This window comes from Streptomyces sp. NBC_00390 (assembly GCF_036057275.1).
Classification (GTDB): Bacteria; Actinomycetota; Actinomycetes; order Streptomycetales; family Streptomycetaceae; genus Streptomyces.
Window position 1 is genome coordinate 6,948,654 of the sequence record NZ_CP107945.1, and the last position, 25,477, is coordinate 6,974,130.

General features: G+C 69.3%; 22 protein-coding genes. 18 read left to right on the forward strand and 4 right to left on the reverse strand.

Going from position 1 to position 25,477, the window contains the following annotated elements:
* Window positions 1-27 precede the first annotated feature (27 nt).
* Both thrS and OHS70_RS30855 read left to right on the forward strand, forming a co-directional pair.
* Window positions 28-2,004 (forward strand): threonine--tRNA ligase, encoded by a 1,977-nt coding sequence (gene thrS / locus OHS70_RS30850; protein WP_328402779.1) that lies wholly within the window; start codon window positions 28-30, stop codon window positions 2,002-2,004.
* A gap of 82 nt (window positions 2,005-2,086) precedes the next feature.
* Complete coding sequence (locus OHS70_RS30855; RefSeq protein ID WP_328402781.1) at window positions 2,087-2,644, forward strand: HIT family protein; 558 nt, start codon at window positions 2,087-2,089, stop codon at window positions 2,642-2,644.
* A 22-nt stretch (window positions 2,645-2,666) separates the two neighbouring features.
* On the opposite strand, the gene OHS70_RS30860 is transcribed toward OHS70_RS30855, so the two are convergent.
* Together OHS70_RS30860 and OHS70_RS30865 are read right to left on the reverse strand one after the other, a co-directional pair.
* Window positions 2,667-4,328 carry a hypothetical protein gene (locus OHS70_RS30860; RefSeq protein ID WP_328402783.1) on the reverse strand — a complete coding sequence of 554 codons (1,662 nt, stop codon included), beginning with the start codon at window positions 4,326-4,328 and terminating at the stop codon, window positions 2,667-2,669.
* A 157-nt stretch (window positions 4,329-4,485) separates the two neighbouring features.
* Window positions 4,486-6,690: an elongation factor G-like protein EF-G2 gene (locus OHS70_RS30865; protein WP_328402785.1), complete on the reverse strand. Its 2,205-nt coding sequence runs from the start codon at window positions 6,688-6,690 to the stop codon at window positions 4,486-4,488.
* A 269-nt stretch (window positions 6,691-6,959) separates the two neighbouring features.
* On the opposite strand from OHS70_RS30865, the gene pgsA reads away from it, so the two are divergent.
* The 15 genes from pgsA to OHS70_RS30940 all read left to right on the forward strand — a co-directional run bounded on the left by pgsA (window position 6,960) and on the right by OHS70_RS30940 (window position 22,331).
* Window positions 6,960-7,631, forward strand: a complete 672-nt coding sequence (gene pgsA, locus OHS70_RS30870; RefSeq protein WP_328402787.1) for a phosphatidylinositol phosphate synthase — start codon at window positions 6,960-6,962, stop codon at window positions 7,629-7,631.
* Complete coding sequence (locus OHS70_RS30875; RefSeq protein ID WP_328402789.1) at window positions 7,628-8,533, forward strand: phosphatidylinositol mannoside acyltransferase; 906 nt, start codon at window positions 7,628-7,630, stop codon at window positions 8,531-8,533. Before pgsA ends, OHS70_RS30875 begins: the two co-directional genes overlap by 4 nt.
* A complete protein-coding gene (locus tag OHS70_RS30880; RefSeq protein WP_328402791.1) occupies window positions 8,530-9,687 on the forward strand; it encodes a glycosyltransferase family 4 protein in 1,158 nt (385 codons plus the stop codon). Before OHS70_RS30875 ends, OHS70_RS30880 begins: the two co-directional genes overlap by 4 nt.
* Window positions 9,688-9,976: 289 nt before the next feature.
* Window positions 9,977-10,471: a hypothetical protein gene (locus tag OHS70_RS30885; protein ID WP_328406036.1), complete on the forward strand. Its 495-nt coding sequence runs from the start codon at window positions 9,977-9,979 to the stop codon at window positions 10,469-10,471.
* Between the two features lie 119 nt (window positions 10,472-10,590).
* Window positions 10,591-11,505 (forward strand): pyridoxal 5'-phosphate synthase lyase subunit PdxS, encoded by a 915-nt coding sequence (gene pdxS, locus OHS70_RS30890; RefSeq protein ID WP_328406038.1) that lies wholly within the window; start codon window positions 10,591-10,593, stop codon window positions 11,503-11,505.
* Window positions 11,505-12,095, forward strand: coding sequence for a pyridoxal 5'-phosphate synthase glutaminase subunit PdxT (pdxT, locus tag OHS70_RS30895; protein WP_328402793.1), 591 nt, complete (start codon window positions 11,505-11,507; stop codon window positions 12,093-12,095). Before pdxS ends, pdxT begins: the two co-directional genes overlap by 1 nt.
* 62 nt (window positions 12,096-12,157) lie before the next feature.
* Window positions 12,158-12,910, forward strand: coding sequence for a YebC/PmpR family DNA-binding transcriptional regulator (locus tag OHS70_RS30900; protein WP_328402795.1), 753 nt, complete (start codon window positions 12,158-12,160; stop codon window positions 12,908-12,910).
* Between the two features lie 197 nt (window positions 12,911-13,107).
* Entirely contained in the window at window positions 13,108-13,641 is a 534-nt protein-coding gene (gene ruvC, locus OHS70_RS30905; protein ID WP_328402798.1) for a crossover junction endodeoxyribonuclease RuvC, read from the forward strand.
* On the forward strand, window positions 13,638-14,255 hold the full coding sequence (ruvA, locus tag OHS70_RS30910) for a Holliday junction branch migration protein RuvA (RefSeq protein WP_328402800.1): 618 nt from the start codon (window positions 13,638-13,640) through the stop codon (window positions 14,253-14,255). The genes ruvC and ruvA overlap by 4 nt, the downstream gene beginning before the upstream one ends.
* Window positions 14,256-14,337: 82 nt before the next feature.
* On the forward strand, window positions 14,338-15,408 hold the full coding sequence (gene ruvB / locus OHS70_RS30915; protein WP_328402802.1) for a Holliday junction branch migration DNA helicase RuvB: 1,071 nt from the start codon (window positions 14,338-14,340) through the stop codon (window positions 15,406-15,408).
* A gap of 163 nt (window positions 15,409-15,571) precedes the next feature.
* Window positions 15,572-16,045 (forward strand): preprotein translocase subunit YajC, encoded by a 474-nt coding sequence (gene yajC / locus OHS70_RS30920; RefSeq protein ID WP_328402804.1) that lies wholly within the window; start codon window positions 15,572-15,574, stop codon window positions 16,043-16,045.
* 149 nt (window positions 16,046-16,194) lie between these two features.
* Window positions 16,195-17,976 (forward strand): protein translocase subunit SecD, encoded by a 1,782-nt coding sequence (secD, locus tag OHS70_RS30925; protein WP_328402806.1) that lies wholly within the window; start codon window positions 16,195-16,197, stop codon window positions 17,974-17,976.
* A 1-nt stretch (window position 17,977) separates the two neighbouring features.
* Window positions 17,978-19,087 carry a protein translocase subunit SecF gene (gene secF, locus OHS70_RS30930; RefSeq protein WP_328402808.1) on the forward strand — a complete coding sequence of 370 codons (1,110 nt, stop codon included), beginning with the start codon at window positions 17,978-17,980 and terminating at the stop codon, window positions 19,085-19,087.
* On the forward strand, window positions 19,084-19,629 hold the full coding sequence (locus tag OHS70_RS30935; RefSeq protein WP_328402810.1) for an adenine phosphoribosyltransferase: 546 nt from the start codon (window positions 19,084-19,086) through the stop codon (window positions 19,627-19,629). The genes secF and OHS70_RS30935 overlap by 4 nt, the downstream gene beginning before the upstream one ends.
* Window positions 19,630-19,844: 215 nt before the next feature.
* On the forward strand, window positions 19,845-22,331 hold the full coding sequence (locus OHS70_RS30940; protein ID WP_328402812.1) for a RelA/SpoT family protein: 2,487 nt from the start codon (window positions 19,845-19,847) through the stop codon (window positions 22,329-22,331).
* 75 nt (window positions 22,332-22,406) lie between these two features.
* Here the strand turns inward: OHS70_RS30940 and OHS70_RS30945 are convergent, their stop codons facing one another.
* Window positions 22,407-23,636, reverse strand: coding sequence for a DUF349 domain-containing protein (locus OHS70_RS30945; RefSeq protein ID WP_328402814.1), 1,230 nt, complete (start codon window positions 23,634-23,636; stop codon window positions 22,407-22,409).
* A 175-nt stretch (window positions 23,637-23,811) separates the two neighbouring features.
* Window positions 23,812-24,600, reverse strand: coding sequence for a peptidylprolyl isomerase (locus tag OHS70_RS30950; RefSeq protein ID WP_328402816.1), 789 nt, complete (start codon window positions 24,598-24,600; stop codon window positions 23,812-23,814).
* Between the two features lie 162 nt (window positions 24,601-24,762).
* On the opposite strand from OHS70_RS30950, the gene OHS70_RS30955 reads away from it, so the two are divergent.
* Window positions 24,763-25,473: an MBL fold metallo-hydrolase gene (locus OHS70_RS30955; protein ID WP_328402818.1), complete on the forward strand. Its 711-nt coding sequence runs from the start codon at window positions 24,763-24,765 to the stop codon at window positions 25,471-25,473.
* Window positions 25,474-25,477: the final 4 nt, after the last annotated feature.

The window sequence follows — 25,477 nt, forward strand, 5'->3', positions numbered from 1 at the left end:
GCGTACCCCTTCAGTCAGGAGAGACCGGTGTCAGACGTCCGTGTGATCATCCAACGCGATTCCGAGCGGGAAGAGCGCGTGGTGACCACGGGCACCACGGCGGCGGACCTCTTCGCAGGTGAGCGCACCATCGTCGCCGCCCGCATCGCCGGTGAGCTGAAGGACCTCGCGTACGAGATCAAGGACGGCGAGGAGGTCGAGCCCGTCGAGATCTCCTCCGAGGACGGACTGAACATCCTGCGCCACTCCACCGCGCATGTCATGGCCCAGGCCGTGCAGGAGCTGTTCCCCGAGGCGAAGCTCGGCATCGGCCCGCCGGTACGGGACGGCTTCTACTACGACTTCGACGTCGACAAGCCCTTCACCCCCGATGACCTCAAGGCCGTCGAGAAGAAGATGCAGGAGATCCAGAAGCGCGGCCAGCGCTTCTCGCGCCGCGTCGTGACCGACGAGGCCGCGCGCGAGGAGCTGGCGGACGAGCCGTACAAGCTGGAGCTGATCGGCCTCAAGGGCTCCGCGTCCCACGACGACGGCGCGGACGTGGAGGTCGGAGCCGGTGAGCTGACCATCTACGACAACCTGGACGCCAAGACCGGTGAGCTGTGCTGGAAGGACCTCTGCCGCGGTCCGCACCTGCCCACCACCCGCAACATCCCCGCGTTCAAGCTGATGCGCAATGCCGCCGCGTACTGGCGCGGCAGCGAGAAGAACCCGATGCTTCAGCGCATCTACGGCACCGCATGGCCGTCCAAGGACGAGCTGAAGGCGCATCTCGACTTCCTGGCCGAGGCCGAGAAGCGCGACCACCGCCGTCTCGGTACCGAGCTGGACCTCTTCTCCATCCCGGACGCGATCGGCTCCGGCCTCGCCGTCTTCCACCCCAAGGGCGGCATCATCCGCCGGGTCATGGAGGACTACTCGCGCAAGCGGCACGAGGAGGAGGGCTACGAGTTCGTCTACAGCCCGCATGCCACCAAGGGGAAGCTCTTCGAGATCTCGGGCCACCTGGACTGGTACGCCGAGGGCATGTACCCGCCCATGCAGCTCGACGAGGGCGCGGACTACTACCTCAAGCCCATGAACTGCCCGATGCACAACCTGATCTTCGACGCGCGCGGCCGGTCCTACCGTGAACTGCCGCTGCGTCTCTTCGAGTTCGGGACCGTGTACCGCTACGAGAAGTCGGGCGTCGTGCACGGTCTGACCCGTGCCCGTGGCTTCACCCAGGACGACGCGCACATCTACTGCACCAAGGAGCAGATGGCGGAGGAGCTCGACAAGACGCTCACCTTCGTCCTGAACCTGCTGCGCGACTACGGTCTGAACGACTTCTACCTGGAACTGTCCACCAAGGACCCGGAGAAGTTCGTCGGCAGCGACGAGGTGTGGGAGGAAGCCACCGAGGTCCTGCGCCAGGTGGCCGAGAAGCAGGGCCTCCCGCTGACCCCTGACCCGGGCGGCGCGGCCTTCTACGGCCCGAAGATCTCGGTGCAGGCGCGGGACGCCATCGGCCGTACCTGGCAGATGTCCACCGTGCAGCTCGACTTCAACCTGCCGGAGCGTTTCGACCTGGAGTACACCGGCCCTGACGGCACCAAGCAGCGCCCCGTCATGATCCACCGCGCCCTGTTCGGCTCGATCGAGCGCTTCTTCGCGGTGCTCCTCGAGCACTACGCGGGCGCGATGCCGCCGTGGCTCGCGCCGGTGCAGGCCGTGGGCATCCCGATCGGTGACGCGCACGTCGGGTACCTGCAGGAGTTCGCCGCGGAGGCGAAGAAGAAGGGCCTGCGGGTCGACGTGGACGCATCCTCGGACCGGATGCAGAAGAAGATCCGCAACCAGCAGAAGCAGAAGGTCCCGTTCATGATCATCGTCGGCGACGACGACATGAACGCCGGCACGGTGTCCTTCCGCTACCGCGACGGTTCGCAGGAGAACGGGATTCCGCGTGACGCGGCGGTCGCGAAGCTCGTCGACGTGGTGGAGCGCCGCGTACAGGTGTGACATGGTCCCCGCGCAAGTGGGGTTTCGAGGGGTGGTCCCGGCCGGGGCCGCCCCTCGCCGCATCATGTCGGCCCCAGCGAATATGCTGGCCCGCATGACGACTGAGCCGGAGCAGCAGATCGGAGTCGGGACGCCTGACGCGTTCCAGCGCCTGTGGACTCCTCACCGGATGGCGTACATCCAGGGTGAGAACAAGCCCACCGGGCCGGGCTCCGACGACGGCTGCCCGTTCTGCTCGATCCCGTCGAAGTCCGACGAGGACGGTCTGATCATCGCTCGTGGCGAGACGGTCTACGCGGTGCTGAACCTGTACCCGTACAACGGTGGCCACGCCATGATCGTCCCGTTCCGGCACGTCGCCGACTACACGGATCTGGACGACGCCGAGACGCTCGAACTCGCCGACTTCACCAAGCGCGCGATGGTGGCGCTGCGTACCGCGTCCGGTGCGCACGGCTTCAACATCGGGCTCAACCAGGGCACCGCGGCGGGCGCCGGTATCGCCGCCCATCTGCATCAGCACATCGTGCCCCGCTGGGGCGGCGACACCAACTTCATGCCGATCGTCGGCAACACCAAGGTGCTGCCGCAGCTGCTCGCGGACACCCGCAAGATGCTGGCGGAGGCCTGGCCCGCGTAGCACGGGCCAGGCGGCCGCAGGGTCACGCGTCGTAGAGGTCGGCGTTCCTCGGTGTGGGGTCCTGGACGAACCCGCTGACGACCATGGAGCGGTTGTCGAACTTCTCGGTGTCGACGCCGTTGTCCGCGAGCACCCTCATCGCCGCCGCGTGGGCCACGCGCAGGACAGGTGTGGCGGCGCGCATCGCGTCGTCGGCCATGAACCGGTGCCGCCAGGGCTTCTCGGCCCAGGCGTGGCGCAGCCCGAAGGGTTCGGGGAGTACGAGCTTGCCGCCGAGGTAGTCGAGGAGCGGCGGATACCAGGTGAAGGGGGCCCGTACGGCGAGCCGTACGACCTCCCTGGTCTCGACCAGGGGCAGCACCCGGTCGACGGTCTCCCAGAACCTGATCGTCTTGTTGACGGTGACGATCTTGGGCTCGGGCTTGGTGGTGAAAAGGGAGTGCACCGGGCCGAGGGCATGGCCGGTGACCTCGATGCGCAGGGTCTCGTGCAGGACGGTGACGGTGATCATCATGGTGATCACCAGCTGGCCGTCCCAGAGGGTGAACTGGACGCCGAGGTAGTGGCGGTTGCCGCCGCCGAACTGCTGCTCGTTGCAGATGCGTTGTATTTCGTGGTTCCGGATCTGGAAGGCGTCCACGTCGCCCTCGGGCCGGGTGACGGCCGCGGCGTTCTCGCCGACGGGAGCCACGATCCAGTGCTTGACCGACGGGGTGGGGAATCCGCCGGAGTGGAGCGGGCCGCGTTCGAGCATCTTGAGCTTGTCGTGGATGGCCCGTATGACGTCCCAGCTGCGGAACTGGTTGATCTCCTTGCCGGACTCCTTGGAGACCAGCTCTTCGGCGAGCTGCCAGCTGCCCCAGCGGGTGCCCATACCGAGGATGCCCTTGGGGCCGGCGTAGAAGACGGCGTTTGAGTTCTGCTCGGCCGTGAGCTTTTCCAGGCTCTGGCGCAGCTGCTCGCGTGCGGCGTCGTCCGGGTTGCCGGGTACGGCCTCGGGGATCTTGGCGCCGATGCCGCCGCCGCTGAGGAGGCTGTCCCAGCGTGCACGCATGTCCTTGGCGGTGGTTTCGCAGATCCGCTTGGCGAGGACCCAGCCGACGATGGGTGCGACGATCATGCCGCGGATGTAGTAGCCCCACAGTCCGCTGAAGGGCAGCCGGATCAGGAAGAGCATGGCGAGGCCGGCGATGCCGACGAGGAGCAGGGTGCCGAGCGCCCCGGCGCTCTTGTTCTGGGCTCCGGCGATGGTACGGCGGAGCTGGAAGACTCCCATCCACAGCAGGAGTCCGGGCAGGAACAGCAGCCCGCACACCGCCATGACCGCAGTGAGCTTGGTGTCGCGCTCCTTGCGGATACGGGTGGCGGCGAGGCAGTGCTCGACGACGGACTGTGGTTCGGTGCCGAAGGACTGGATGAGTGCCGCGCGGGCGCCGCCGAGGAGCCGCACCTGCACGGCTCGTGAGAACGCCTCGCCGAGGTTGGGTTCGAAGAGGGAGAACCTGCCCTCCTTCACCTCGGAGGCATGCCAGTCGCTGTTGGCCTTGAGGATGTCCTTGACCGGGCTGTCGCGGTACGCCGCCGACGCGAGTGCGTGCGTCGCCGCGGTCTGTCCGGCCGACCCCATGAGCGGGACCTGGGCCCCGGGTGTGAAATCGAATCCGTCTGTCACTGCCGCCCCCATCGCCGCGTGCGTCCGCACAGCGGCCTGTTCCCAACTACCGTGCCCCGCACACCTGCTGAGCTGGGCACCCCAGCGTATCGGGGGTGCGCCCGGCGCGTCAGGGGACGTGGGAATGACGCCCGCCCACCGGGTGGTGGGCGGGCGGGAGGGGTAACTGTCAGTGGCTGTCGGCCTGTTCCCGCATGCGTTCGGCGACCGCGTGGGGCATGGCCTCGTGGCGTGCGTAGGAGCGGCTGAACTGGCCGGTGCCGTGGGAGATGGAGCGCAGATCGACTGCGTACCGTCCGATCTCGATCTCCGGTACCTCGGCGCGTACGAGGGTGCGGGCCCCTCCGGCCTGTTCGGTGCCGACGACGCGGCCGCGCCGTCCGGACAGGTCGCTCATCACGGGGCCCACGTATTCGTCGGAGACCAGGATCTGCATCTCCGCGACCGGTTCCAGCAGGTGGATGGGGACCTCGGCGGCGGCTTCGCGCAGGGCGAGTGCGCCGGCGGTCTGGAAGGCGGCGTCGGAGGAGTCCACGGAGTGGGCCTTGCCGTCGCGCAGGGTGACGCGCACGTCGACGAGCGGGTATCCGGCGGCGACGCCGCGTGCTGCCTGGGCGCGTACGCCCTTCTCGACAGAGGGGATGAACTGGCGGGGCACCGCGCCGCCGACGACCTTGTCGACGAACTCGATGCCTGATCCGGGCGGCAGCGGGTCGACGTCTATCTCGCAGATGGCGTACTGCCCGTGGCCGCCGGACTGCTTCACATGCCGGCCGCGTCCGGCGGCCTTGGCACTGAACGTCTCGCGCAGGGACACCTTGTGCGGTACGACGTCGACCTGGACCCCGTAGCGGTTGCGCAGCCTCTCCAGGGCGACGTCCGCGTGTGCTTCGCCCAGGCACCAGAGCACGACCTGGTGGGTCGCCTGGTTCTGTTCCAGTCGCATGGTCGGGTCCTCGGCGACCAGCCGGGACAGCCCTTGGGAGAGTTTGTCCTCGTCGGCCTTGCTGTGGGCCTGGATGGCCAGGGGCAGCAGCGGGTCGGGCATGGTCCAGGGCTCCATGAGCAGGGGGTCGTCCTTGGCCGACAGCGTGTCGCCGGTCTCGGCGCGGGACAGTTTGGCGACACAGGCGAGGTCGCCGGCGATGGCTTGGCCGAGCGGGCGCTGCTGTTTGCCGAAGGGCGCCGTCAGGGCTCCTATCCGCTCGTCGACGTCGTGGTCCTCGTGGCCGCGGTCCGCGAGGCCGTGCCCGGAGACATGGACGGTCTCGTCGGGGCGCAGGGTGCCGGAGAAGACCCGTACGAGTGATATCCGGCCGACGTAGGGGTCGGATGCGGTCTTGACGACCTCGGCGACCAGCGGGCCCGCGGGGTCGCAGGTGATCTGTGGACGTGGTGCGCCGGCGGGGGTCGTGACGGCAGGTGCCGTCTGCTCGAGCGGGGTGGGGAAGCCGCCGGTGATGAGTTCGAGGAGTTCCACGGTCCCGAGGCCCTGCTTTCCGCCGTCGGATGCGGGCGCCGCGGCGAGCACGGGGTGGAAGGTGCCGCGGGCGACGGCCTTCTCGAGGTCGTCGATGATTGTCTTGATGTCGATCTCCTCGCCGCCGAGGTAGCGGTCCATGAGGGTCTCGTCCTCGCTCTCCGCGATGATCCCTTCGATCAGGCGGTTGCGGGCCTCGTCGATCAGCGCCGACTGATCGGCGTCGGGCGGGCTCTCCTTGCGCTCGCCGGAGGTGTAGTCGAAGACCTTTTCGGAGAGCAGGCCGACCAGTCCGGTGACCGGGGCGTGCCCGTCCGCGTGCTGGGGTCCGTACTGCGGCAGGTACAGCGGCAGTACGGCGTCGGGGTCGTCGCCGCCGAAGATGTTTCCGCAGACCCGGGTGAGTTCCTCGAAGCCGGTGCGCGCGGTCTCCAGGTGGGTGACGACGATGGCGCGCGGCATGCCTACCGCGGCGCACTCCTCCCACACCATGCGCGTCGCGCCTGCCACCGCGTCGGCCTCCTGGGCGGCCGAGACGACGAAAAGGGCCGCGTCCGCGGCGCGCAGACCGGCCCTCAGCTCGCCGACGAAGTCGGCGTATCCGGGAGTGTCCAACAGATTGATCTTGCACCCGCCCCATTCGAGCGGGACGAGGGAGAGCTGTACGGATCGTTGCTGACGGTGCTCGATCTCGTCGTAGTCGGAGACCGTGGCCCCGTCCTCGACCCGGCCGGCCCGGTTGACCGCTCCTGCGGTCAGCGCGAGCGCCTCGACCAGGGTCGTCTTGCCGGAACCGCTGTGGCCGACCAGCACCACATTCCGTACGGATGCGGGGTGGTCGGCCGTTACTGCCCTGCCGGCGGCCCCGGGGTGTGCATTCGCCTTGTCGCCCATGATTCATGCCTCCCGATCGATTGCCCGGTGAGGAGTGGGGAGCTGCGGGCGCGGGGGAGATGGGTGGTGGACCCCGAACGGCGTCCGGGGCAGCTCCGGCGGTGCCCGCGGGTGGTCTTTCGAGCTTTCCACTCCCGTCATGGTGCGTCCATACGTCGTACGCGAACCCGGGAGGCCGGGTGCCGCCCATGCGGTGCTGACGTCGTGGCTACGATGGGCCAGCCGGTGGCCGTAGGGGCCACTCGGCCCACCGAACCCTCGGGAAGGCCATGCTGAACAAGTACGCGCGTGCATTTTTCACGCGTGTTCTCACACCGTTCGCCGCGTTTCTGCTCCGCCGCGGGGTGAGCCCGGACGCGGTCACCCTGATCGGCACGGCGGGAGTCGTGGTGGGAGCACTGGTCTTCTTTCCCCGGGGCGAGTTCTTCTGGGGCACGATCGTCATCACGATGTTCGTGTTCTCGGACCTGGTCGACGGGAACATGGCGCGTCAGGCGGGGACCTCCAGCCGCTGGGGTGCGTTCCTGGACTCGACGCTGGACCGGGTCGCCGACGGGGCCATCTTCGGCGGGTTCGCGCTCTGGTACGCGGGCAAGGGCAACGACAATGTGCTGTGTGCGGTTGCCATCTTCTGTCTGGCCAGCGGCCAGGTGGTGTCGTACACGAAGGCCCGCGGCGAGTCGATCGGCCTGCCGGTGGCTGTCAACGGGTTCGTCGAGCGTGCCGAGCGGCTGGTGATCTCGCTGGTGGCCGCCGGTCTGGCGGGTCTGCACGGATTCGGCGTTCCCGGGGTCGACGTGCTGCTGCCGATCGCCCTGTGGATCGTGGCCGTCGGCAGTCTGGTGACTCTGGGGCAGCGGGTGGTGACCGTACGGCGTGAGGCGGCGGAAGCCGACGGGTCGCCCACCGCGCACGGCACATCGCAGGGGAGTGAGGCATGAGCGGGGCCAGGGACCGGCTGACGGACGCGCTGTACGGACTGGGCTGGGCCGCGGTCAAGAAGCTCCCCGAGCCGGTCGCGGCGGCGCTCGGCCGCACCATCGCCGACATCGCCTGGAAGCGGCGTGGCAAGGGGGTGCTGCGCCTTGAGGCCAATCTGGCGCGGGTGGTGCCCGACGCCGGGGCCGAGCGGCTGGCCGAGCTGTCCAAGGCGGGCATGCGCTCCTACATGCGGTACTGGATGGAGTCGTTCCGGCTCCCCACCTGGAGCCAGGAGCGTGCGGCACAGAGCTTCTCCGCGAAGGACCTCCACCACCTGACCGACGCTCTGGCCTCCGGGAAGGGCGTGGTGGCCGCGCTGCCGCATCTGGCCAACTGGGACGTGGCGGGGATCTGGGTGACCCGTGCGCTGGGCGTGCCGTTCACGACGGTCGCCGAGCGGCTCAAGCCGGAGACCCTGTACGACCGGTTCGTGGCCTACCGGGAGAGCCTCGGCATGGAGGTCCTGCCGCACTCCGGGGGCTCCGCCTTCGGCACACTCGCCCGCCGGCTGCGGGACGGCGGTCTGGTCTGCCTGGTGGCCGACCGCGATCTGTCCGCGTCCGGCGTCGAGGTGAAGTTCTTCGGCGACACGGCCCGGATGCCGGCCGGTCCGGCGCTGCTCGCGCAGCAGACCGGCGCGCTGCTGGTTCCGGTGACTCTCTGGTACGACGAGTCGTCGGTGATGAAGGGACGCATCCACCCGCCCGTCGAGGTACCCGAGACAGGTACCCGGGCCGAGAAGACGTCCTCCATGACACAGGCGCTGGCCGATGCCTTCGCCACGGGAATCGCCGACCACCCGGAGGACTGGCACATGCTGCAGCGGTTGTGGCTCGACGACCTCGAGGAGCGCCGTACGTGAAGATCGGCATCGTCTGCCCGTACTCGTGGGACGTGCCGGGCGGCGTGCAGTTCCACATCCGTGACCTGGCGGATCATCTGATCCGGCTCGGGCACGAGGTGTCCGTCCTGGCTCCGGCCGACGACGACACGCCGCTCCCGCCGTACGTGGTCTCCGCGGGCCGGGCGGTGCCCGTGCCGTACAACGGCTCGGTCGCCCGCCTGAACTTCGGTTTCCTGTCGGCGGCGCGGGTGCGGCGCTGGCTGCACGACAACGCCTTCGACGTCATCCACATCCATGAGCCGGCCTCCCCGTCGCTGGGGCTGCTGAGCTGCTGGGCGGCGCAGGGCCCGATCGTCGCGACCTTCCACACCTCCAACCCGCGCTCGCGCGCCATGATCGCGGCGTACCCGATCCTGCAGCACGCACTGGAGAAGATCAGTGCCCGCATCGCGGTCAGCGAGTACGCCCGGCGCACGCTGGTCGAGCACCTCGGGGGTGACGCTGTCGTCATTCCCAACGGTGTCGACGTCGGTTTCTTCGAGAAGGCCGAGCCCAAGGAGGAGTGGCAGGGCAACACCATCGGCTTCATAGGGCGCATCGACGAGCCGCGCAAGGGGCTGCCGGTGCTGATGAGGGCGCTCCCGGCGATCCTCGCCGAGTGCCCGGACGTGAGGCTGCTCGTGGCAGGGCGTGGCGACGAGGAGGAGGCAGTCGCGACGCTGCCGAAGGAGATGCGCTCACGCGTCGAGTTCCTCGGCATGGTCAGCGACGAGGACAAGGCGCGGCTGCTGCGCAGCGTCGATGTGTATGTCGCGCCCAACACGGGTGGTGAGAGCTTCGGCATCATCCTGGTGGAGGCCATGTCGGCGGGGGCGCCGGTGCTGGCGTCGGACCTGGACGCCTTCGCACAGGTGCTGGACCAGGGGGCGGCAGGTGAGCTGTTCGCCAACGAGGACGCGGGGGCGCTCGCGTCGGCGGCGGTACGGCTGCTGTCGGACCCGGCGCGCCGCGCGGAGCTGAGTGGGCGGGGCTCGGCACATGTGCGGCGCTTCGACTGGTCGACGGTGGGCGCGGACATCCTGGCGGTGTACGAGACGGTGACGCACGGTGCGGCGTCGGTGGCGGCGGACGAACGCAGCGGCTTCCGCTCCCGCTTCGGCCAGGCTCGCTGACGCTCGCGAGGCGTCCCGTCGGGCGGGCGCGCCCGTGGGTGTTGCCCGCAGGGTGCCTGGCCGGTGGGTGGTGCGGGGGCCGGGGCCTTTGGAGTGGGGTACCCGGACTGCTTTCCCGTGAGTGCAGCCCGGGAGCCACGTGCTCGCCCGACAGGGACCGCACCAGGACAGGGCCACGCCCGGGAGCGTCCCCGGCGTCGCCCGCCCAAGGGCACCGCGCAGCGCACCGGTAGCCTTGCCGCCCGTGAGCACCGTGATCTGGATCATCGTCGGCCTCGTAGCCGTCGGCATGTACCTCAGCTGGACCGCCGGCCGCCTGGACCGACTCCATACGCGGATCGACGCCGCCCGCGCCGCCCTCGACGCCCAACTGCTGCGCCGTGCCTCGGTGGCCCAGGAGCTCGCCACCTCCGGCGTTCTCGATCCGGCCGCGTCCATCGTGCTCTACGAGGCCGCGCACGCCGCCCGACAGGCGGAGGAGGACCATCGCGAGGTGGCCGAGAGCGAGCTGAGTGCCGCGCTGCGGGCCGTGTTCGGGGAGACGGCCCAGGTCGAGGCGGTCCGTGAGGTGCCGGGTGGCGAGGAGGCGGCCGAGGAACTGGCGCAGGCCGTGCGCCGGGTGCCCATGGCGCGCCGGTTCCACAACGACGCGGTGCGCGCGGCGCGTGCGCTGCGCCTGCACCGCAAGGTCCGCTGGTTCCGGCTGGCCGGCCACGCCCCGTTCCCGCTGGCGTTCGAGATGGACGACGAGCCGCCGACTGCCCTGGCGGACCGGCCGCAGTAGGCCGGGGTGGATGAACACCGGCAAAACGATCCACCGGCTGTTCATTGGCCCTTGATGTGGACTGGTTGCGGAGTGTTCCATCGGTGACGCATTACTACGTCGTCCTGAGTGAGGTCTCTGTGTCCACCACGCCCCCCGTCACCCCCCAGTCCCCCGAGACCGGCACCGCGCGCGTCAAGCGCGGCATGGCCGAGCAGCTCAAGGGCGGCGTGATCATGGACGTGGTCAACGCCGAGCAGGCGAAGATCGCCGAGGACGCCGGCGCCGTGGCCGTCATGGCCCTGGAGCGCGTACCCGCCGACATCCGCAAGGACGGCGGCGTGGCCCGGATGTCCGACCCGAACATGATCGAGGAGATCATCGACGCGGTCTCCATCCCGGTGATGGCCAAGTCCCGTATCGGCCACTTCGTCGAGGCCCAGGTCCTGCAGTCGCTCGGTGTCGACTACATCGACGAGTCCGAGGTGCTGACCCCGGCCGACGAGGTCAACCACTCCGACAAGTGGGCCTTCACCACGCCGTTCGTCTGCGGTGCCACCAACCTCGGTGAGGCCCTGCGCCGTATCGCCGAAGGCGCGGCCATGATCCGCTCGAAGGGCGAGGCCGGCACGGGCAACGTCGTCGAGGCCGTCCGCCACCTGCGCCAGATCAAGAACGAGATCGCCAGGCTGCGTGGCTTCGACAACAACGAGCTCTACGCCGCCGCCAAGGAGCTGCGCGCCCCGTACGAGCTCGTCAAGGAGGTCTCCGAGCTGGGCAAGCTGCCGGTCGTGCTGTTCTCCGCCGGCGGTGTGGCCACCCCGGCGGACGCCGCGCTGATGCGTCAGCTCGGTGCCGAGGGCGTCTTCGTCGGCTCCGGCATCTTCAAGTCCGGCGACCCGGCCAAGCGCGCCGCCGCCATCGTGAAGGCCACCACCTTCTACGACGACCCGAAGATCATCGCGGACGCCTCGCGCAACCTCGGTGAGGCCATGGTCGGCATCAACTGCGACACCCTGCCCGAGACCGAGCGCTACGCCAACCGAGGCTGGTAATGACCACTCCCGTCATTGGTGTCCTGGCTCTCCAGGGCGACGTACGGGAGCACCTGATCGCCCTGGCCGCGGCTGACGCCGTGGCCAGGCCGGTTCGGCGCCCCGAGGAGCTCGCGGAGGTCGACGGCCTGGTGATACCGGGTGGTGAGTCCACCACGATCTCCAAGCTGGCGGTGCTCTTCGGTGTGATGGAGCCGCTGCGTGAGCGGTTGCGCGCGGGGCTGCCGGTCTACGGCACCTGCGCCGGGCTGATCATGCTGGCCGACAAGATCATCGATCCGCGTTCGGGGCAGGAGACGCTCGGCGGGATCGACATGATCGTCCGCCGTAACGCCTTCGGACGGCAGAACGAGTCCTTCGAGGCGGCCGTCGACGTCAAGGGCATCGACGGTGGCCCGGTCGAGGGCGTCTTCATCCGCGCGCCGTGGGTGGAGTCGGTCGGCGCCCAGGTCGAGGTGCTCGCCGAGTACGACGGTCATATCGTCGCCGTCCGTCAGGGCAATGCCGTGGCCACATCCTTCCACCCCGAACTCACGGGTGATCACCGGATGCATGCGCTGTTCGTGGACATGGTGCGCAAGGGCCTGTGACCTGATCCCGGTAGGATCTCTGCCGAACACCGCAGAATTGGTTACGCGAAGGAGACAGGCAGATGTCCGGCCACTCTAAATGGGCTACGACGAAGCACAAGAAGGCCGTGATCGATGCCAAGCGCGGCAAGCTCTTCGCGAAGCTGATCAAGAACATCGAGGTCGCCGCCCGCACCGGCGGAGCCGATCTGGACGGTAACCCGACCCTCTTCGACGCCGTGCAGAAGGCCAAGAAGAGCTCGGTCCCGAACAAGAACATCGACTCCGCGGTCAAGCGCGGCGCCGGCCTCGAGGCCGGTGGCGCCGACTACGAGACGATCATGTACGAGGGCTACGGCCCGAACGGTGTCGCGGTGCTCATCGAGTGCCTCACCGACAACCGCAACCGTGCCGCATCGGACGTGCGCGTGGCGATGACCCGCAACGGCGGCTCCATGGCCGACCCGGGTTCCGTGTCGTACCTGTTCAACCGCAAGGGTGTCATCGTCCTGCCCAAGGGTGAGCTGAGCGAGGACGACGTGCTCGGCGCGGTGCTGGACGCCGGTGCCGAGGAGGTCAACGACCTCGGTGAGGCCTTTGAGGTCATCAGCGAGGCCACCGACCTGGTCGCGGTGCGTACCGCGCTCCAGGACTCCGGCATCGACTACGACTCGGCCGAGGCCAACTTCGTCCCGACCATGCAGGTGGAGCTGGACGAGGAGGGCGCGCGCAAGATCTTCAAGCTGATCGATGCGCTGGAGGACAGCGACGACGTGCAGAACGTCTTCGCCAACTTCGACGTCTCGGACGATGTCATGGCGAAGGTCGACGCCTGATCCAGCTTCGACGCGGCGGGCCGACGGGGACGGATCCCCGTCGGCCCGCCGTCGTTGTCGGAGGCAGCGGTTAGCCTGACGACCACAACCGTCAATTGATCGGCCACGACGGCGAACGACCACTTCCGCGAGGCTTGGGGCACCCCCGGGCGAAGCTGTGGGGGAGGCTCAGCCGCAGAGAGGGGAGGGGTGGGCGCATGCGTGTGCTCGGGGTGGACCCCGGACTGACCCGGTGCGGCATCGGCGTGGTCGAGGGAGTGGCCGGCCGCCCGCTGACCATGCTCGGCGTCGGCGTCGTACGGACTCCGGCGGACGCCGAGATCGGCGACCGCCTGGTGGCCATCGAGCGCGGCATCGAAGAGTGGCTGGACGCGCACCGGCCCGAACTGGTCGCGGTGGAGCGGGTGTTCAGCCAGCACAACGTACGCACGGTGATGGGCACCGCCCAGGCCAGCGCCGTCGCCATGCTCTGCGCCGCCCGCCGCGGACTGCCTGTCGCCCTGCACACCCCCAGCGAGGTCAAGGCCGCGGTCACCGGCAGCGGCCGCGCCGACAAGGCCCAGGTGGGCGCGATGGTGACCCGGCTCCTGCGGCTCGACGCCCCGCCCAGGCCCGCCGACGCCGCAGACGCGCTGGCCCTGGCCATCTGTCACATCTGGCGCGCACCCGCGCAGAACCGCCTGCAGGAGGCGGTCGCCGCGCATCACGCAAGGAAAGGCCGTACCGCATGATCGCCTTTGTGAGCGGCCCCGTCGCCGCCCTCGCCCCCACCACCGCGGTCATCGAGGTCGGTGGCGTCGGCATGGCCGTCCAGTGCACGCCGAACACACTCTCCGGACTGAGGATCGGTCAGGAGGCCAGACTGGCCACCTCCCTGGTCGTGCGTGAGGACTCGCTGACGCTGTACGGATTCGCGGACGACGACGAGCGCCAGGTCTTCGAGCTGCTCCAGACCGCGAGCGGGGTCGGCCCACGGCTCGCCCAGGCCATGCTCGCGGTGCACACCCCGGACGCACTGCGCGTGGCCGTCGCCACCGGCGACGAGAAGGCCCTGACCGCCGTGCCCGGCATCGGCAAGAAGGGCGCCCAGAAGCTGCTCCTGGAGCTGAAGGACCGGCTCGGCGAGCCCGTCGGCACCCACATCGGCAGGCAGGGCATCGGCACGGCCGTCACCGCGTCCTGGCGTGATCAGCTGAACGCCGCGCTGATCGGCCTCGGCTACGCCACGCGCGAGGCCGACGAAGCGGTTGCCTCGGTCACTCCCCAGGCGGAGGCCATGGGCGCCGCGCCCGAGGTGGGTCCTCTGCTGAGGGCCGCCCTGCAGACGCTGAACCGGGCGCGCTGACACGGGTGCCCTGCGGAAGCCTTCCGCAGGGCACCCGCCCACCGACCGGCCGACAACCGTACGAACCGAGAAGGCAGACAACGTGAACTGGGACGACGAGACCACCGCCGAAGCGGAGGCGCGCCTGGTCGGAGCCTCCGCCGATGGGGAGGACACCGCCGTCGAGGCGGCGCTGCGGCCCAAGGTCCTCGACGAGTTCATCGGGCAGGAGAAGGTCCGCACCCAGCTCGACCTGGTCCTTCGGGCCGCCCGACGGCGCGGTGCCACCGCCGACCATGTCCTGCTCTCCGGCGCGCCCGGACTGGGCAAGACCACGCTGTCCCTGATCATCGCCGCGGAGATGGAGGCGCCGATCCGCATCACCTCCGGTCCCGCCATCCAGCACGCCGGCGATCTCGCCGCGATCCTGTCCTCCCTCCAGGAGGGCGAGGTCCTTTTCCTCGACGAGATCCACCGGATGTCCCGTCCTGCCGAGGAAATGCTCTACATGGCGATGGAGGACTTCCGCGTCGACGTGATCGTCGGCAAGGGCCCCGGCGCCACCGCCATCCCGCTGGAGCTGCCGCCGTTCACCCTGGTCGGGGCCACCACCAGGGCCGGTCTGCTGCCGCCCCCGCTGCGCGACCGCTTCGGGTTCACGGCGCACATGGAGTTCTACGGGCCCGAGGAACTGGAGCGCGTCGTCCACCGCTCCGCACAGCTCCTCGACGTCGAGATCGACGCGGACGGCGCCGCCGAGATCGCCGGCCGCTCCCGCGGCACACCCCGGATCGCCAACCGCCTGCTCCGCCGTGTGCGGGACTACGCCCAGGTCGAGGCGGACGGGCTGATCAGCCGGGAGGTGGCCGCCGCGGCCCTGCAGGTGTACGAGGTGGACGCCCGCGGCCTCGACCGGCTGGACCGTGCCGTGCTCGAGGCGCTGCTCAAGCTCTTCGGCGGCGGGCCGGTCGGTCTGTCGACGCTGGCGGTGGCCGTGGGCGAGGAGCGCGAGACGGTCGAGGAGGTCGCCGAGCCGTTCCTTGTGCGCGAGGGGCTGCTGGCGCGTACTCCCCGTGGCCGGGTGGCCACGGCCGCGGCATGGGCGCATCTCGGACTCGTACCCCCGCCACAGGCCACCGGTGCACATCGACAACAGGGTCTGTTCGGGGCGTGACGGCGAGGACAGTCGTCGGCCGAGGAACCACGGTGGGATGCTGGGCGTTGTTCCAGTGATGCGGACTCGCTTAGACTCCGCCGATGCCGCCCTTCCAGGGTCGGCGTGCCCACCCCCGTAGATCAGGCCGTTCATCACCGCGGTCGTACGAAGGAATTCCCCCGTGGATATCTTGACCCTCCTCCCCTTCATCGTGCTCATCGGGGCCATGTTCCTGATGACCCGCTCGGCCAAGCGCAAGCAGCAGCAGGCCGCGCAGATGCGCGACCAGATGCAGCCCGGCACCGGCGTGCGGACCATCGGCGGCTTGTACGCCACCGTGAAGGAGGTCAACCACGACACGGTCCTCCTCGAGGCCGCCCCGGGCGTCCACCTCGTGTTCGCGAAGAACGCCATCGGTGCCGTCCTCGACGACGAGGAGTACAACCGCATCGTGCACGGTGACGGCGACGACGACCTCAAGGCGGACGGTCCGGTCGTTCCGGACGACGCTTCCTCGCTGACCACCGACTCCGACGCTGCCGACGCCGCCGTTACCGATTCCTCGGCCGACGATGCCAAGATCGACCTCGGCAAGAAGGCCGAGTCGGACGAGGCCGAGCCCAAGGACGGCAAGGCCGACGGCGACGCGAAGTAGTCACGACCGGGGACCGCATCGGACGCCTGCCGGCGTCCGGCGGTCCCTGGGGTTGTGCCGACTGATCGCGGGGGCAGGTCCCCACAACACTTCGTGGCCGCACCGGCGCGCACCGGCGCGGGGGCGGTTGGACAGGGAGAAACGAGAAGGTGGCAGCACCGAACAGGGGCCGAAGGCCCGCGGGGGCTCAGAGCAAGCCGGGGCGCGCCCTGGCTCTGATCCTGATCGCCATGGTCGCGCTCACAGGCGGCATGTTCTGGGCGGGGCAGCTCACGCCGCGTCTGGGCATCGACCTGGCGGGCGGTACGACCATCACGCTCAAGGCCAAGGCCCAGCCCGGCCAGGAGAACGCGGTCAACGAGACCAACATGAACACCGCGGTCGGCATCATCGAGCGCCGTGTCAACGGTCTGGGTGTCTCCGAGGCCGAAGTTCAGACCCAAGGTCAATCGCACATCATCGTCAACATCCCCAAGGGGACGAACTCCCAGCAGGCCCGTGACCAGGTCGGCACCACCGCCCAGCTCTACTTCCGGCCTGTGCTGACGGTTGCCGCCGGTGGCCCCACCGCCCCTGAGCCGAAGCCCAGCGCCTCGGCGGGCGAGAAGGCCGGGGACGGCAAGGCGAAGGACAAGCCGACGGCCGGCGCGCCGTCCGGTTCGCCTTCGCCCACAGCGACGCCGACCACGCAGGGCCGCGCCGTCACGGACGCGCTCAAGGCTCCGGCGGCGTCGCCGACCCCCTCCGCGTCCACCGACCCGAAGGGCTCGCAGAGCCCCGAGCCGTCGGACAGCCCCAAGCCGGGCGCGACGCCGTCGGCCGACCCTGCCACCGCCGCTCTCCAGAAGCAGTTCACCGAGCTGAACTGCGCGGACGACAAGGTGCGGGGCAAGCTCGGCGACAACGTCAAGCCGAGCGAGCCGACCGTCGCCTGTGGCCAGGAGGACGGCGAGTGGTTCAAGTACATCCTCGGCCCCGCCGAGGTGGACGGTAAGGACGTCGACGACGCCAAGGGCCAGCTGGACCAGAACCGTGGCATGTGGATCGTCACGATGGACTTCACCGGCAGCGGTGCCAAGAAGTTCCAGAAGATCACCAGCCGCCTGTCGCAGCAGCAGCCCCCGATGAACCAGTTCGCCATCGTCCTCGACGGTGAAGTGGTCTCCGCCCCGCGGGTGAACCAGACGCTGAGCGCCAGCGCCGAGATCACCGGAGACTTCGACCAGGATTCCGCACAGAACCTGGGCAACATCCTGTCCTACGGTGCGCTGCCGCTCTCCTTCGACGAGGACAGTGTCACGACCGTCACCGCCGCCCTCGGCGGCGAGCAGCTCAAGGCGGGCCTGATCGCCGGTGCGATCGGCCTCGCGCTCGTGGTCATCTACCTCGTGGCGTACTACCGCGGCCTGGCGTTCATCGCGCTCCTCAGCCTCCTGGTGTCCGCGATCCTGACCTACACGATCATGGCCCTGCTCGGCCCGGGTATCGGCTTCGCGCTGAACCTGCCCGCGGTCTGTGGCGCCATCGTCGCGATCGGTATCACCGCCGACTCGTTCATCGTGTACTTCGAACGTATCCGGGACGAGATCCGCGAGGGCCGCACCCTGCGGCCGGCCGTCGAGCGAGCCTGGCCACGCGCCCGCCGCACGATCCTGGTCTCCGACTTCGTGTCGTTCCTCGCCGCCGCGGTGCTGTTCATCGTCACCGTCGGCAAGGTCCAGGGCTTCGCGTTCACGCTGGGCCTGACCACCCTGCTCGACGTCGTCGTGGTGTTCCTGTTCACCAAGCCGCTCATGACGATCATGGCCCGCAAGAAGTTCTTCGCGGACGGCCACCCGTGGTCCGGACTGGACCCGAAGCGTCTCGGCGCCAAGCCGCCGCTGCGCCGCTCCCGTCGCGTCACCGCCCCCGTCGACCCGAAGGAGGCGTGAGATGTCGCGACTCGGCAATCTCGGCGCCCGTCTGTACCGCGGTGAGGTCGGCTACGACTTCATCGGCAAGCGCAAGATCTGGTACGGCATCTCGATCCTGATCACCATCACGGCCATGGTCAGCCTGGTGGTGCCGGGCCTGAACATGGGCATCGAGTTCAAGGGCGGTGCCGTCTTCACCACCTCGAAGACGAGCGTCTCCGTCGCCCAGGCACAGGAAGCGGCGGAACGGGCCTCCGGCCACGACGCGATCGTCCAGAAGCTCGGCAACGGCACCCTGCGCATCCAGGTCAGCGAACTGGACACTCAGGAGGCCAACCAGGTCGAGAAGGAGCTCGCCGAGGACTTCAAGGTCGACGCGGAGACGATCAACGCCGAACTGGTCGGACCCAGCTGGGGCAAGGAGATCGCCAACAAGGCCTGGACAGGTCTCGGGGTCTTCATGATCCTTGTGGTGATCTATCTCGCGATCGCCTTCGAGTGGCGCATGGCCGTCGCCGCACTGGTCGCGCTGATCCACGACATCACCATCACCGTCGGTGTGTACGCGCTGGTCGGCTTCGAGGTCACCCCGGGCACCGTGATCGGTCTGCTCACGATCCTCGGTTACTCGCTGTACGACACGGTCGTGGTCTTCGACTCCCTCAAGGAGGGCTCGAAGGACATCACCAAGCAGACCCGCTGGACCTACAGCGACGTCGCCAACCGCAGCATCAACAGCACTCTCGTGCGTTCGATCAACACCACGGTCGTGGCGCTGCTGCCGGTGGCGGGCCTGCTGTTCATCGGTGGCGGTGTCCTCGGCGCCGGCATGCTGAACGACATCTCCCTGTCGCTGTTCGTCGGTCTCGCGGCCGGTGCGTACTCCTCGATCTTCATCGCCACTCCGCTGGTCGCCGACCTCAAGGAGCGCGAGCCGCAGATGAAGGCCCTGAAGAAGCGGGTGCTCGCCAAGCGCGCTGCCGCCGCTGCCAAGGGCGAGTCGGCGCAGGACGGGACGGAGGGCTCCGACGAGGATTTCGGCGGGGTGCCCGGTGACGCCGCCCCCGCGGGCGCGGTCGTCGGCCAGCGCGGCCGTGGCCGTGGGCGTCCGTCGGGCAGGCGTCGATGACCGACGCCGCCATCCAGGAGCTCCTGCTCAGCCGTATCCGTGATGTGGCCGACTACCCGAAGCCGGGAGTGATGTTCAAGGACATCACACCCCTGCTCGCGGATCCGGTCGCCTTCACGGCGCTGACCGAGGCGCTCGCCGATGTATGCGTGCGGACGCAGGCCACCAAGATCGTCGGTCTGGAGGCGCGCGGCTTCATCCTGGCGGCGCCGGTCGCGGTACGCGCCGGGCTCGGGTTCATCCCCGTACGCAAGGCGGGCAAGCTGCCCGGAGCGACGCTCTCCCAGGCGTACGAGCTGGAGTACGGCACCGCCGAGGTCGAGGTGCACGCCGAGGATCTGGCCGCGGGCGACCGGGTCATGATCATCGACGACGTCCTCGCCACCGGCGGCACGGCCGGGGCGTCGCTGGAGCTGATCCGCCGGGCCGGCGCAGAAGTGGTCGGCCTCACGGTCCTGATGGAACTGGCCTTCCTCGGCGGCCGTGCCCGCCTGGAGCCGACTCTCGGCGGGGCTCCGCTGGAGGCACTGATCACCATCTGAACACCGTCCTGATCAGCGGATTCCCGGCGCCGTCCCGTGGGGTTCAGCAGCCGGTCGGCGCAGCGTTCACCATGAGGACGGGCACCTGGGAACACCCAGGTGCCCGTCCTCGGTCGTGCCCGGGCCCCGGTCCGAGCGCGAGCCGAACGCGCGAGGTCGATACCATGGGCTTTCCGGGCCTGACCGGGGGACCCGGAACCGCACGAGGAGTGCCCTTGCCAGACGAGGCCCAGCCCGCCGCCGCGCAGCCCGACCAGAAGGCCGACAAGGCCGCGGCAGCCCCAGTCACGCCCGACCGCGGGCAGGCACAGCAGCAGAAGCCGGCCGGTGCCGAGCGGGCACACGGTCCGGCGCCTGTCTCCGCCCCCAAGCCCGCGCCCCCCGCCGTGGCGCGCAGCGGCGGCTCGTCCAACCGCGTCCGCGCCCGTCTCGCCCGCCTCGGTGTCCAGCGCTCCTCCCCGTACAACCCGGTCCTCGAACCGCTCCTGCGGATCGTGCGCAGCAACGACCCCAAGATCGAGACCTCCACACTCCGCCAGGTCGAGCGGGCCTACCAGGTCGCCGAGCGTTGGCACCGCGGTCAGAAGCGCAAGAGCGGCGACCCGTACATCACGCATCCCCTCGCCGTCACCACCATCCTCGCCGAGCTCGGCATGGACCCGGCGACCCTGATGGCGGGGCTGCTGCACGACACGGTCGAGGACACCGAGTACGGCCTGGACACCCTGCGCCGCGACTTCGGTGACCAGGTCGCCCTGCTCGTCGACGGCGTCACCAAGCTGGACAAGGTGAAGTTCGGTGAGGCCGCACAGGCCGAGACCGTGCGCAAGATGGTCGTCGCCATGGCCAAGGACCCGCGCGTCCTGGTCATCAAGCTCGCCGACCGGCTGCACAACATGCGCACCATGCGGTACCTGAAGCGGGAGAAGCAGGAGAAGAAGGCCCGCGAGACCCTCGAGATCTACGCGCCCCTGGCCCACCGCCTGGGCATGAACACCATCAAGTGGGAGCTCGAGGACCTCGCCTTCGCGATCCTCTATCCCAAGATGTACGACGAGATCGTGCGGCTCGTCGCCGAGCGCGCGCCCAAGCGCGACGAGTACCTCGCCATAGTGACCGACGAGGTCCAGTCCGATCTGCGCGCCGCCCGCATCAAGGCCACCGTCACCGGCCGGCCGAAGCACTACTACAGCGTCTACCAGAAGATGATCGTCCGCGGCCGGGACTTCGCGGAGATCTACGACCTGGTGGGCATCCGAGTCCTCGTCGACACCGTGCGGGACTGCTACGCGGCCCTCGGCACCGTGCACGCGCGCTGGAATCCGGTCCCGGGCCGGTTCAAGGACTACATCGCGATGCCCAAGTTCAACATGTACCAGTCGCTGCACACGACGGTCATCGGACCCAACGGCAAGCCGGTCGAACTGCAGATCCGCACCTTCGACATGCACCGCCGCGCCGAGTACGGCATCGCCGCCCACTGGAAGTACAAGCAGGAGACCGTCGCCGGCACCTCCAAGGTGCGCACCGACGTGCCCCGCGCCGCCAAGGGCAGCGCCGGCCAGGACACCGTCAACGACATGGCGTGGCTGCGGCAGCTGCTGGACTGGCAGAAGGAGACCGAGGACCCGGGCGAGTTCCTGGAGTCGCTCCGCTTCGACCTGTCCCGCAACGAGGTCTTCGTCTTCACCCCCAAGGGCGATGTCATAGCGCTCCCCGCGGGCGCCACCCCCGTCGACTTCGCCTACGCCGTCCACACCGAGGTCGGCCACCGCACCATAGGCGCGCGGGTCAACGGACGGCTCGTCCCGCTCGAATCGACCCTCGACAACGGCGATCTGGTGGAGGTCTTCACCTCCAAGGCCGAAGGCGCCGGGCCCTCACGCGACTGGCTGGGCTTCGTCAAGTCCCCCCGGGCGCGCAACAAGATCCGGGCCTGGTTCTCCAAGGAGCGCCGCGACGAGGCCATCGAGCAGGGCAAGGACGCCATCGCGCGGGCCATGCGCAAGCAGAACCTGCCGATCCAGCGCATCCTGACCGGCGATTCCCTGGTCACGCTCGCGCACGAGATGCGCTACCCCGACATCTCGTCCCTGTACGCGGCGATCGGCGAGGGTCATGTGGCCGCGCAGGGCGTCGTACAGAAGCTGGTGCAGGCCCTCGGCGGCGAGGAGGCCGCCAACGAGGACATCGCCGAGTCCGTCCCGCCCTCGCGCAGCCGCGGCAAGCGCCGCTCCAGCGCCGACCCCGGTGTGGTCGTCAAGGGTGTCGAGGACGTGTGGGTCAAGCTGGCCCGCTGCTGTACGCCGGTGCCCGGCGATCCGATCATCGGTTTCGTCACGCGCGGAAGTGGCGTATCGGTTCACCGGGCGGACTGCGTCAACGTCGACTCGCTCTCGCAGCAGCCCGAGCGGATCCTCGAGGTCGAATGGGCCCCGACCCAGTCGTCCGTCTTCCTCGTCGCCATCCAGGTGGAGGCACTGGACCGCTCCCGGCTGCTGTCGGACGTCACACGGGTCCTGTCCGACCAGCATGTCAACATCCTGTCGGCGGCGGTGCAGACCTCCCGCGACCGGGTGGCCACCTCACGCTTCACCTTCGAGATGGGCGACCCCAAGCACCTCGGGCACGTGCTGAAGGCGGTACGGGGCGTGGAGGGCGTGTACGACGTGTACCGCGTGACCTCGGCCCGCCGTCCCTGACCGGGCAGACGCCCTGACCACGCAGACGAAGGGGGCTCCCGGACCGAGGTCCGGGAGCCCCCTTCACCGCGACGATCAGCCGCCGAACTCCTCCAGGCCCTTCAGCGCCTGGTCCAGCAGCGCCTGCCGGCCCTCGAGCTCCTTCGCCAGCTTGTCCGCCCTGGCGTTGTTGCCCGCGGCACGCGCGGCGTCGATCTGCCCACGCAGCTTGTCCACGGCCGCCTGCAGCTGACCCGTCAGACCCGCGGCACGCGCACGCGCCTCCGGGTTCGTACGGCGCCACTCGTTGTCCTCGGACTCCTGGATCGCCCGCTCCACCGCGTGCATCCGTCCCTCGACCTTGGGACGGGCGTCGCGCGGCACATGGCCGATGGCCTCCCAGCGCTCGTTGATGGACCGGAAGGCGGCACGCGCCGCCTTGAGGTCCGTCACCGGCACCAGCTTCTCGGCCTCGGCCGCGAGCTCCTCCTTGAGCTTCAGGTTCTCGGCCTGCTCGGCATCCCGCTCCGCGAAGACACCGCTGCGCGCGGCGAAGAAGACGTCCTGGGCACCGCGGAAGCGGTTCCACAGATCGTCCTCGGCCTCGCGCTGCGCCCGGCCCGCGGCCTTCCACTGCGCCATCAGCTCGCGGTAGCGGGCGGCCGTGACACCCCAGTCCGTCGAGGCGGACAGCGACTCGGCCTCGGCGACCAGCTTCTCCTTGGTCTTCCGGGCCTCCTCGCGCTGCGCGTCCAGCGAGGCGAAGTGCGCCTTGCGGCGCTTGGAGAACGCCGAGCGCGCGTGCGAGAAGCGGTGCCACAGTTCGTCGTCGGACTTCCGGTCGAGCCGGGGCAGGCCCTTCCAGGTGTCCACCAGGGCGCGCAGCCGCTCGCCGGCCGCCCGCCACTGCTCGCTCTGTGCCAGCTCCTCCGCCTCGGCGACCAGCGCCTCCTTGGCGTGCCGGGCCTCGTCGTGCTGCTTCGCCTTCTGGACCTTGCGCTCCTCGCGACGCTTGTCGACCGTCGCGACGAGTGCGTCGAGCCGGGTCCTCAGCGCGTCGAGGTCACCCACAGCGTGATGCTCGTCCACCTGCGTACGCAGGTGGTCGATGGCGGTCTGGGCGTCCTTGGCCGACAGGTCGGTGGTCTTCACCCTCCGCTCGAGGAGGCCGATCTCGACCACCAGGCCCTCGTACTTGCGCTCGAAGTAGGCCAGCGCCTCCTCGGGAGTCCCGGCCTGCCACGAGCCGACGACCTTCTCGCCATCGGCAGTACGCACGTACACGGTGCCCGTCTCATCGACGCGGCCCCACGGGTCGCTGCTCACAGCGCCTCCTCCACCTGATGCCAGTGAGGGGGTTCGCCCCCCGGGCATCGTCCACAGTTTCCTGGACGGGCCTCGCCCGCCCTTCACAACGCGAACCCGGTCCGCGCTGCACAACGCCAATCTAGGCGAACGGCCGCCCGGCTGTCCGCACCCAGCGCGGCCGAAATTGCCCGGCTCACACCTTCGGGACGGTGGCCTTCTCGATGGTGACGGCCTTCTTCGGGGCGCCGTCGCCCGCGCCGCCCTCGACTCCGGCCTTCGACACCTCGAGCACGGTGTTCAGGCCCTTGTCGTCCATGGTGCCGAACGGCGTGTACCCAGGGGCCAGTTTGGTGTTCTTGTACACGAGGAAGAACTGGCTGCCGCCGGAGTTCGGAGCACCGGTGTTGGCCATGGCCACCGTGCCGGCCGGGTAGGTGACCGTGCCGTCCGCGCCCGCCTTGCCGAGGCTCGTCAGATTCTCGTCCGGGATCGTGTAACCGGGATCGCCCGTGCCGTCGCCCTTGGGGTCGCCGCACTGCAGAACGAAAATGCCCTGCGTGGTCAGACGGTGACATTTCGTGCCGTCGAAGTACCCCTTGTCCGCCAACGACTTGAACGAGTTCACCGTGTGCGGGGTCTTGGTCGCGTCCATCGCGACCGTGATGTCGCCCTCGTTGGTCTTGAGCGTCAGCGCGTACTTCGCCTTCGTGTCGATCGACATGGCGGGCTCGCGGTTCTCGCTCTTCGACGGAGTGGGCTCCGGCGATGTGCTCTCGCCCGGTGCGGCGCTGTTCTCCTTGTCGCCGTCCGACAGGCCGACCGAGACATAGGCGGCCGCGCCGGCGAGCAGTACGACGGCCAGTGCCGAGGCGATGACGGTGTTGCGGCGCTTCGCCTTGATCTGCGCCTGCTCCCGCCGCTGCTGCTGGCGGACGAACTTCTCTCTGGCGAGCTGCCGCCGCCGCTGATCGCTGGTGACCACCGAGGTCTTCTCCTTGTACGTCGTGATGTCACGTCAATGCTGACCGCCGAGCTTGCCCGTACCGTATACGGGTTGGCTGTGGGACAAGCGGCGCCGGTAGGCTCTGATCTGCTGCAATCAGCTGCGCCAGCTGCCCTTTCGACGACCGAACCGAGGACGATCGTGCTTATTGCCGGGTTCCCTGCCGGGGCCTGGGGGACCAACTGCTATCTGGTCGCCCCTGCCGCAGGCGAGGAGTGCGTGATCATCGACCCGGGCCACCAGGCCACCGAAGGCGTCGAGGAAGCGCTGAAGAAGCACCGGCTCAAGCCTGTCGCCGTCGTCCTCACCCACGGCCACATCGACCATGTCGCCTCGGTCGTCCCCGTGTGCGGTGCTCACGACGTGCCTGCCTGGATCCACCCCGCCGACCGGTACATGATGAGCGACCCGGAAAAGGCGCTCGGGCGGTCCATCGGGATGCCGCTCCTGGGTGAGCTGACCGTCGGTGAGCCCGACGACGTCAAGGAGCTGACCGACGGCGCCGCGCTGAAGCTGGCCGGCCTCGACTTCTCCGTCGCGCATGCGCCCGGGCATACCAAGGGGTCGGTGACCTTCCGGATGCCCGAGTCCGCGGACGTTCCGTCCGTCTTCTTCTCGGGCGACCTGCTGTTCGCCGGCTCCATCGGACGCACGGACCTGCCCGGCGGCGACCACGCCGAGATGCTCGAGTCGCTGGCGCGTGTCTGCCTGCCGCTCGACGACTCGACCGTGGTGCTGTCCGGCCACGGTCCCCAGACGACCATCGGCCGTGAGCGCGCCAGCAATCCCTACCTGAGGGAAGTGGCCGCCGGCCTCGGGAGCGCACAGGCCGCTCCCCGACGAGGAATGTGACGAG

What these genes read in the sequence shown, in the direction of transcription:
- OHS70_RS30855 (WP_328402781.1), top strand. Translation starts at nt 2,087, where the DNA reads ATGCTGGCCCGCATGACGACTGAGCCGGAGCAGCAGATCGGAGTCGGG.
- OHS70_RS30860 (WP_328402783.1), bottom strand. Translation starts at nt 4,328, where the DNA reads ATGGGGGCGGCAGTGACAGACGGATTCGATTTCACACCCGGGGCCCAG.
- OHS70_RS30865 (WP_328402785.1), bottom strand. Translation starts at nt 6,690, where the DNA reads ATGGGCGACAAGGCGAATGCACACCCCGGGGCCGCCGGCAGGGCAGTA.
- pgsA (WP_328402787.1), top strand. Translation starts at nt 6,960, where the DNA reads ATGCTGAACAAGTACGCGCGTGCATTTTTCACGCGTGTTCTCACACCG.
- OHS70_RS30875 (WP_328402789.1), top strand. Translation starts at nt 7,628, where the DNA reads ATGAGCGGGGCCAGGGACCGGCTGACGGACGCGCTGTACGGACTGGGC.
- OHS70_RS30885 (WP_328406036.1), top strand. Translation starts at nt 9,977, where the DNA reads ATGTACCTCAGCTGGACCGCCGGCCGCCTGGACCGACTCCATACGCGG.
- pdxT (WP_328402793.1), top strand. Translation starts at nt 11,505, where the DNA reads ATGACCACTCCCGTCATTGGTGTCCTGGCTCTCCAGGGCGACGTACGG.
- OHS70_RS30900 (WP_328402795.1), top strand. Translation starts at nt 12,158, where the DNA reads ATGTCCGGCCACTCTAAATGGGCTACGACGAAGCACAAGAAGGCCGTG.
- ruvC (WP_328402798.1), top strand. Translation starts at nt 13,108, where the DNA reads ATGCGTGTGCTCGGGGTGGACCCCGGACTGACCCGGTGCGGCATCGGC.
- ruvA (WP_328402800.1), top strand. Translation starts at nt 13,638, where the DNA reads ATGATCGCCTTTGTGAGCGGCCCCGTCGCCGCCCTCGCCCCCACCACC.
- secF (WP_328402808.1), top strand. Translation starts at nt 17,978, where the DNA reads ATGTCGCGACTCGGCAATCTCGGCGCCCGTCTGTACCGCGGTGAGGTC.
- OHS70_RS30935 (WP_328402810.1), top strand. Translation starts at nt 19,084, where the DNA reads ATGACCGACGCCGCCATCCAGGAGCTCCTGCTCAGCCGTATCCGTGAT.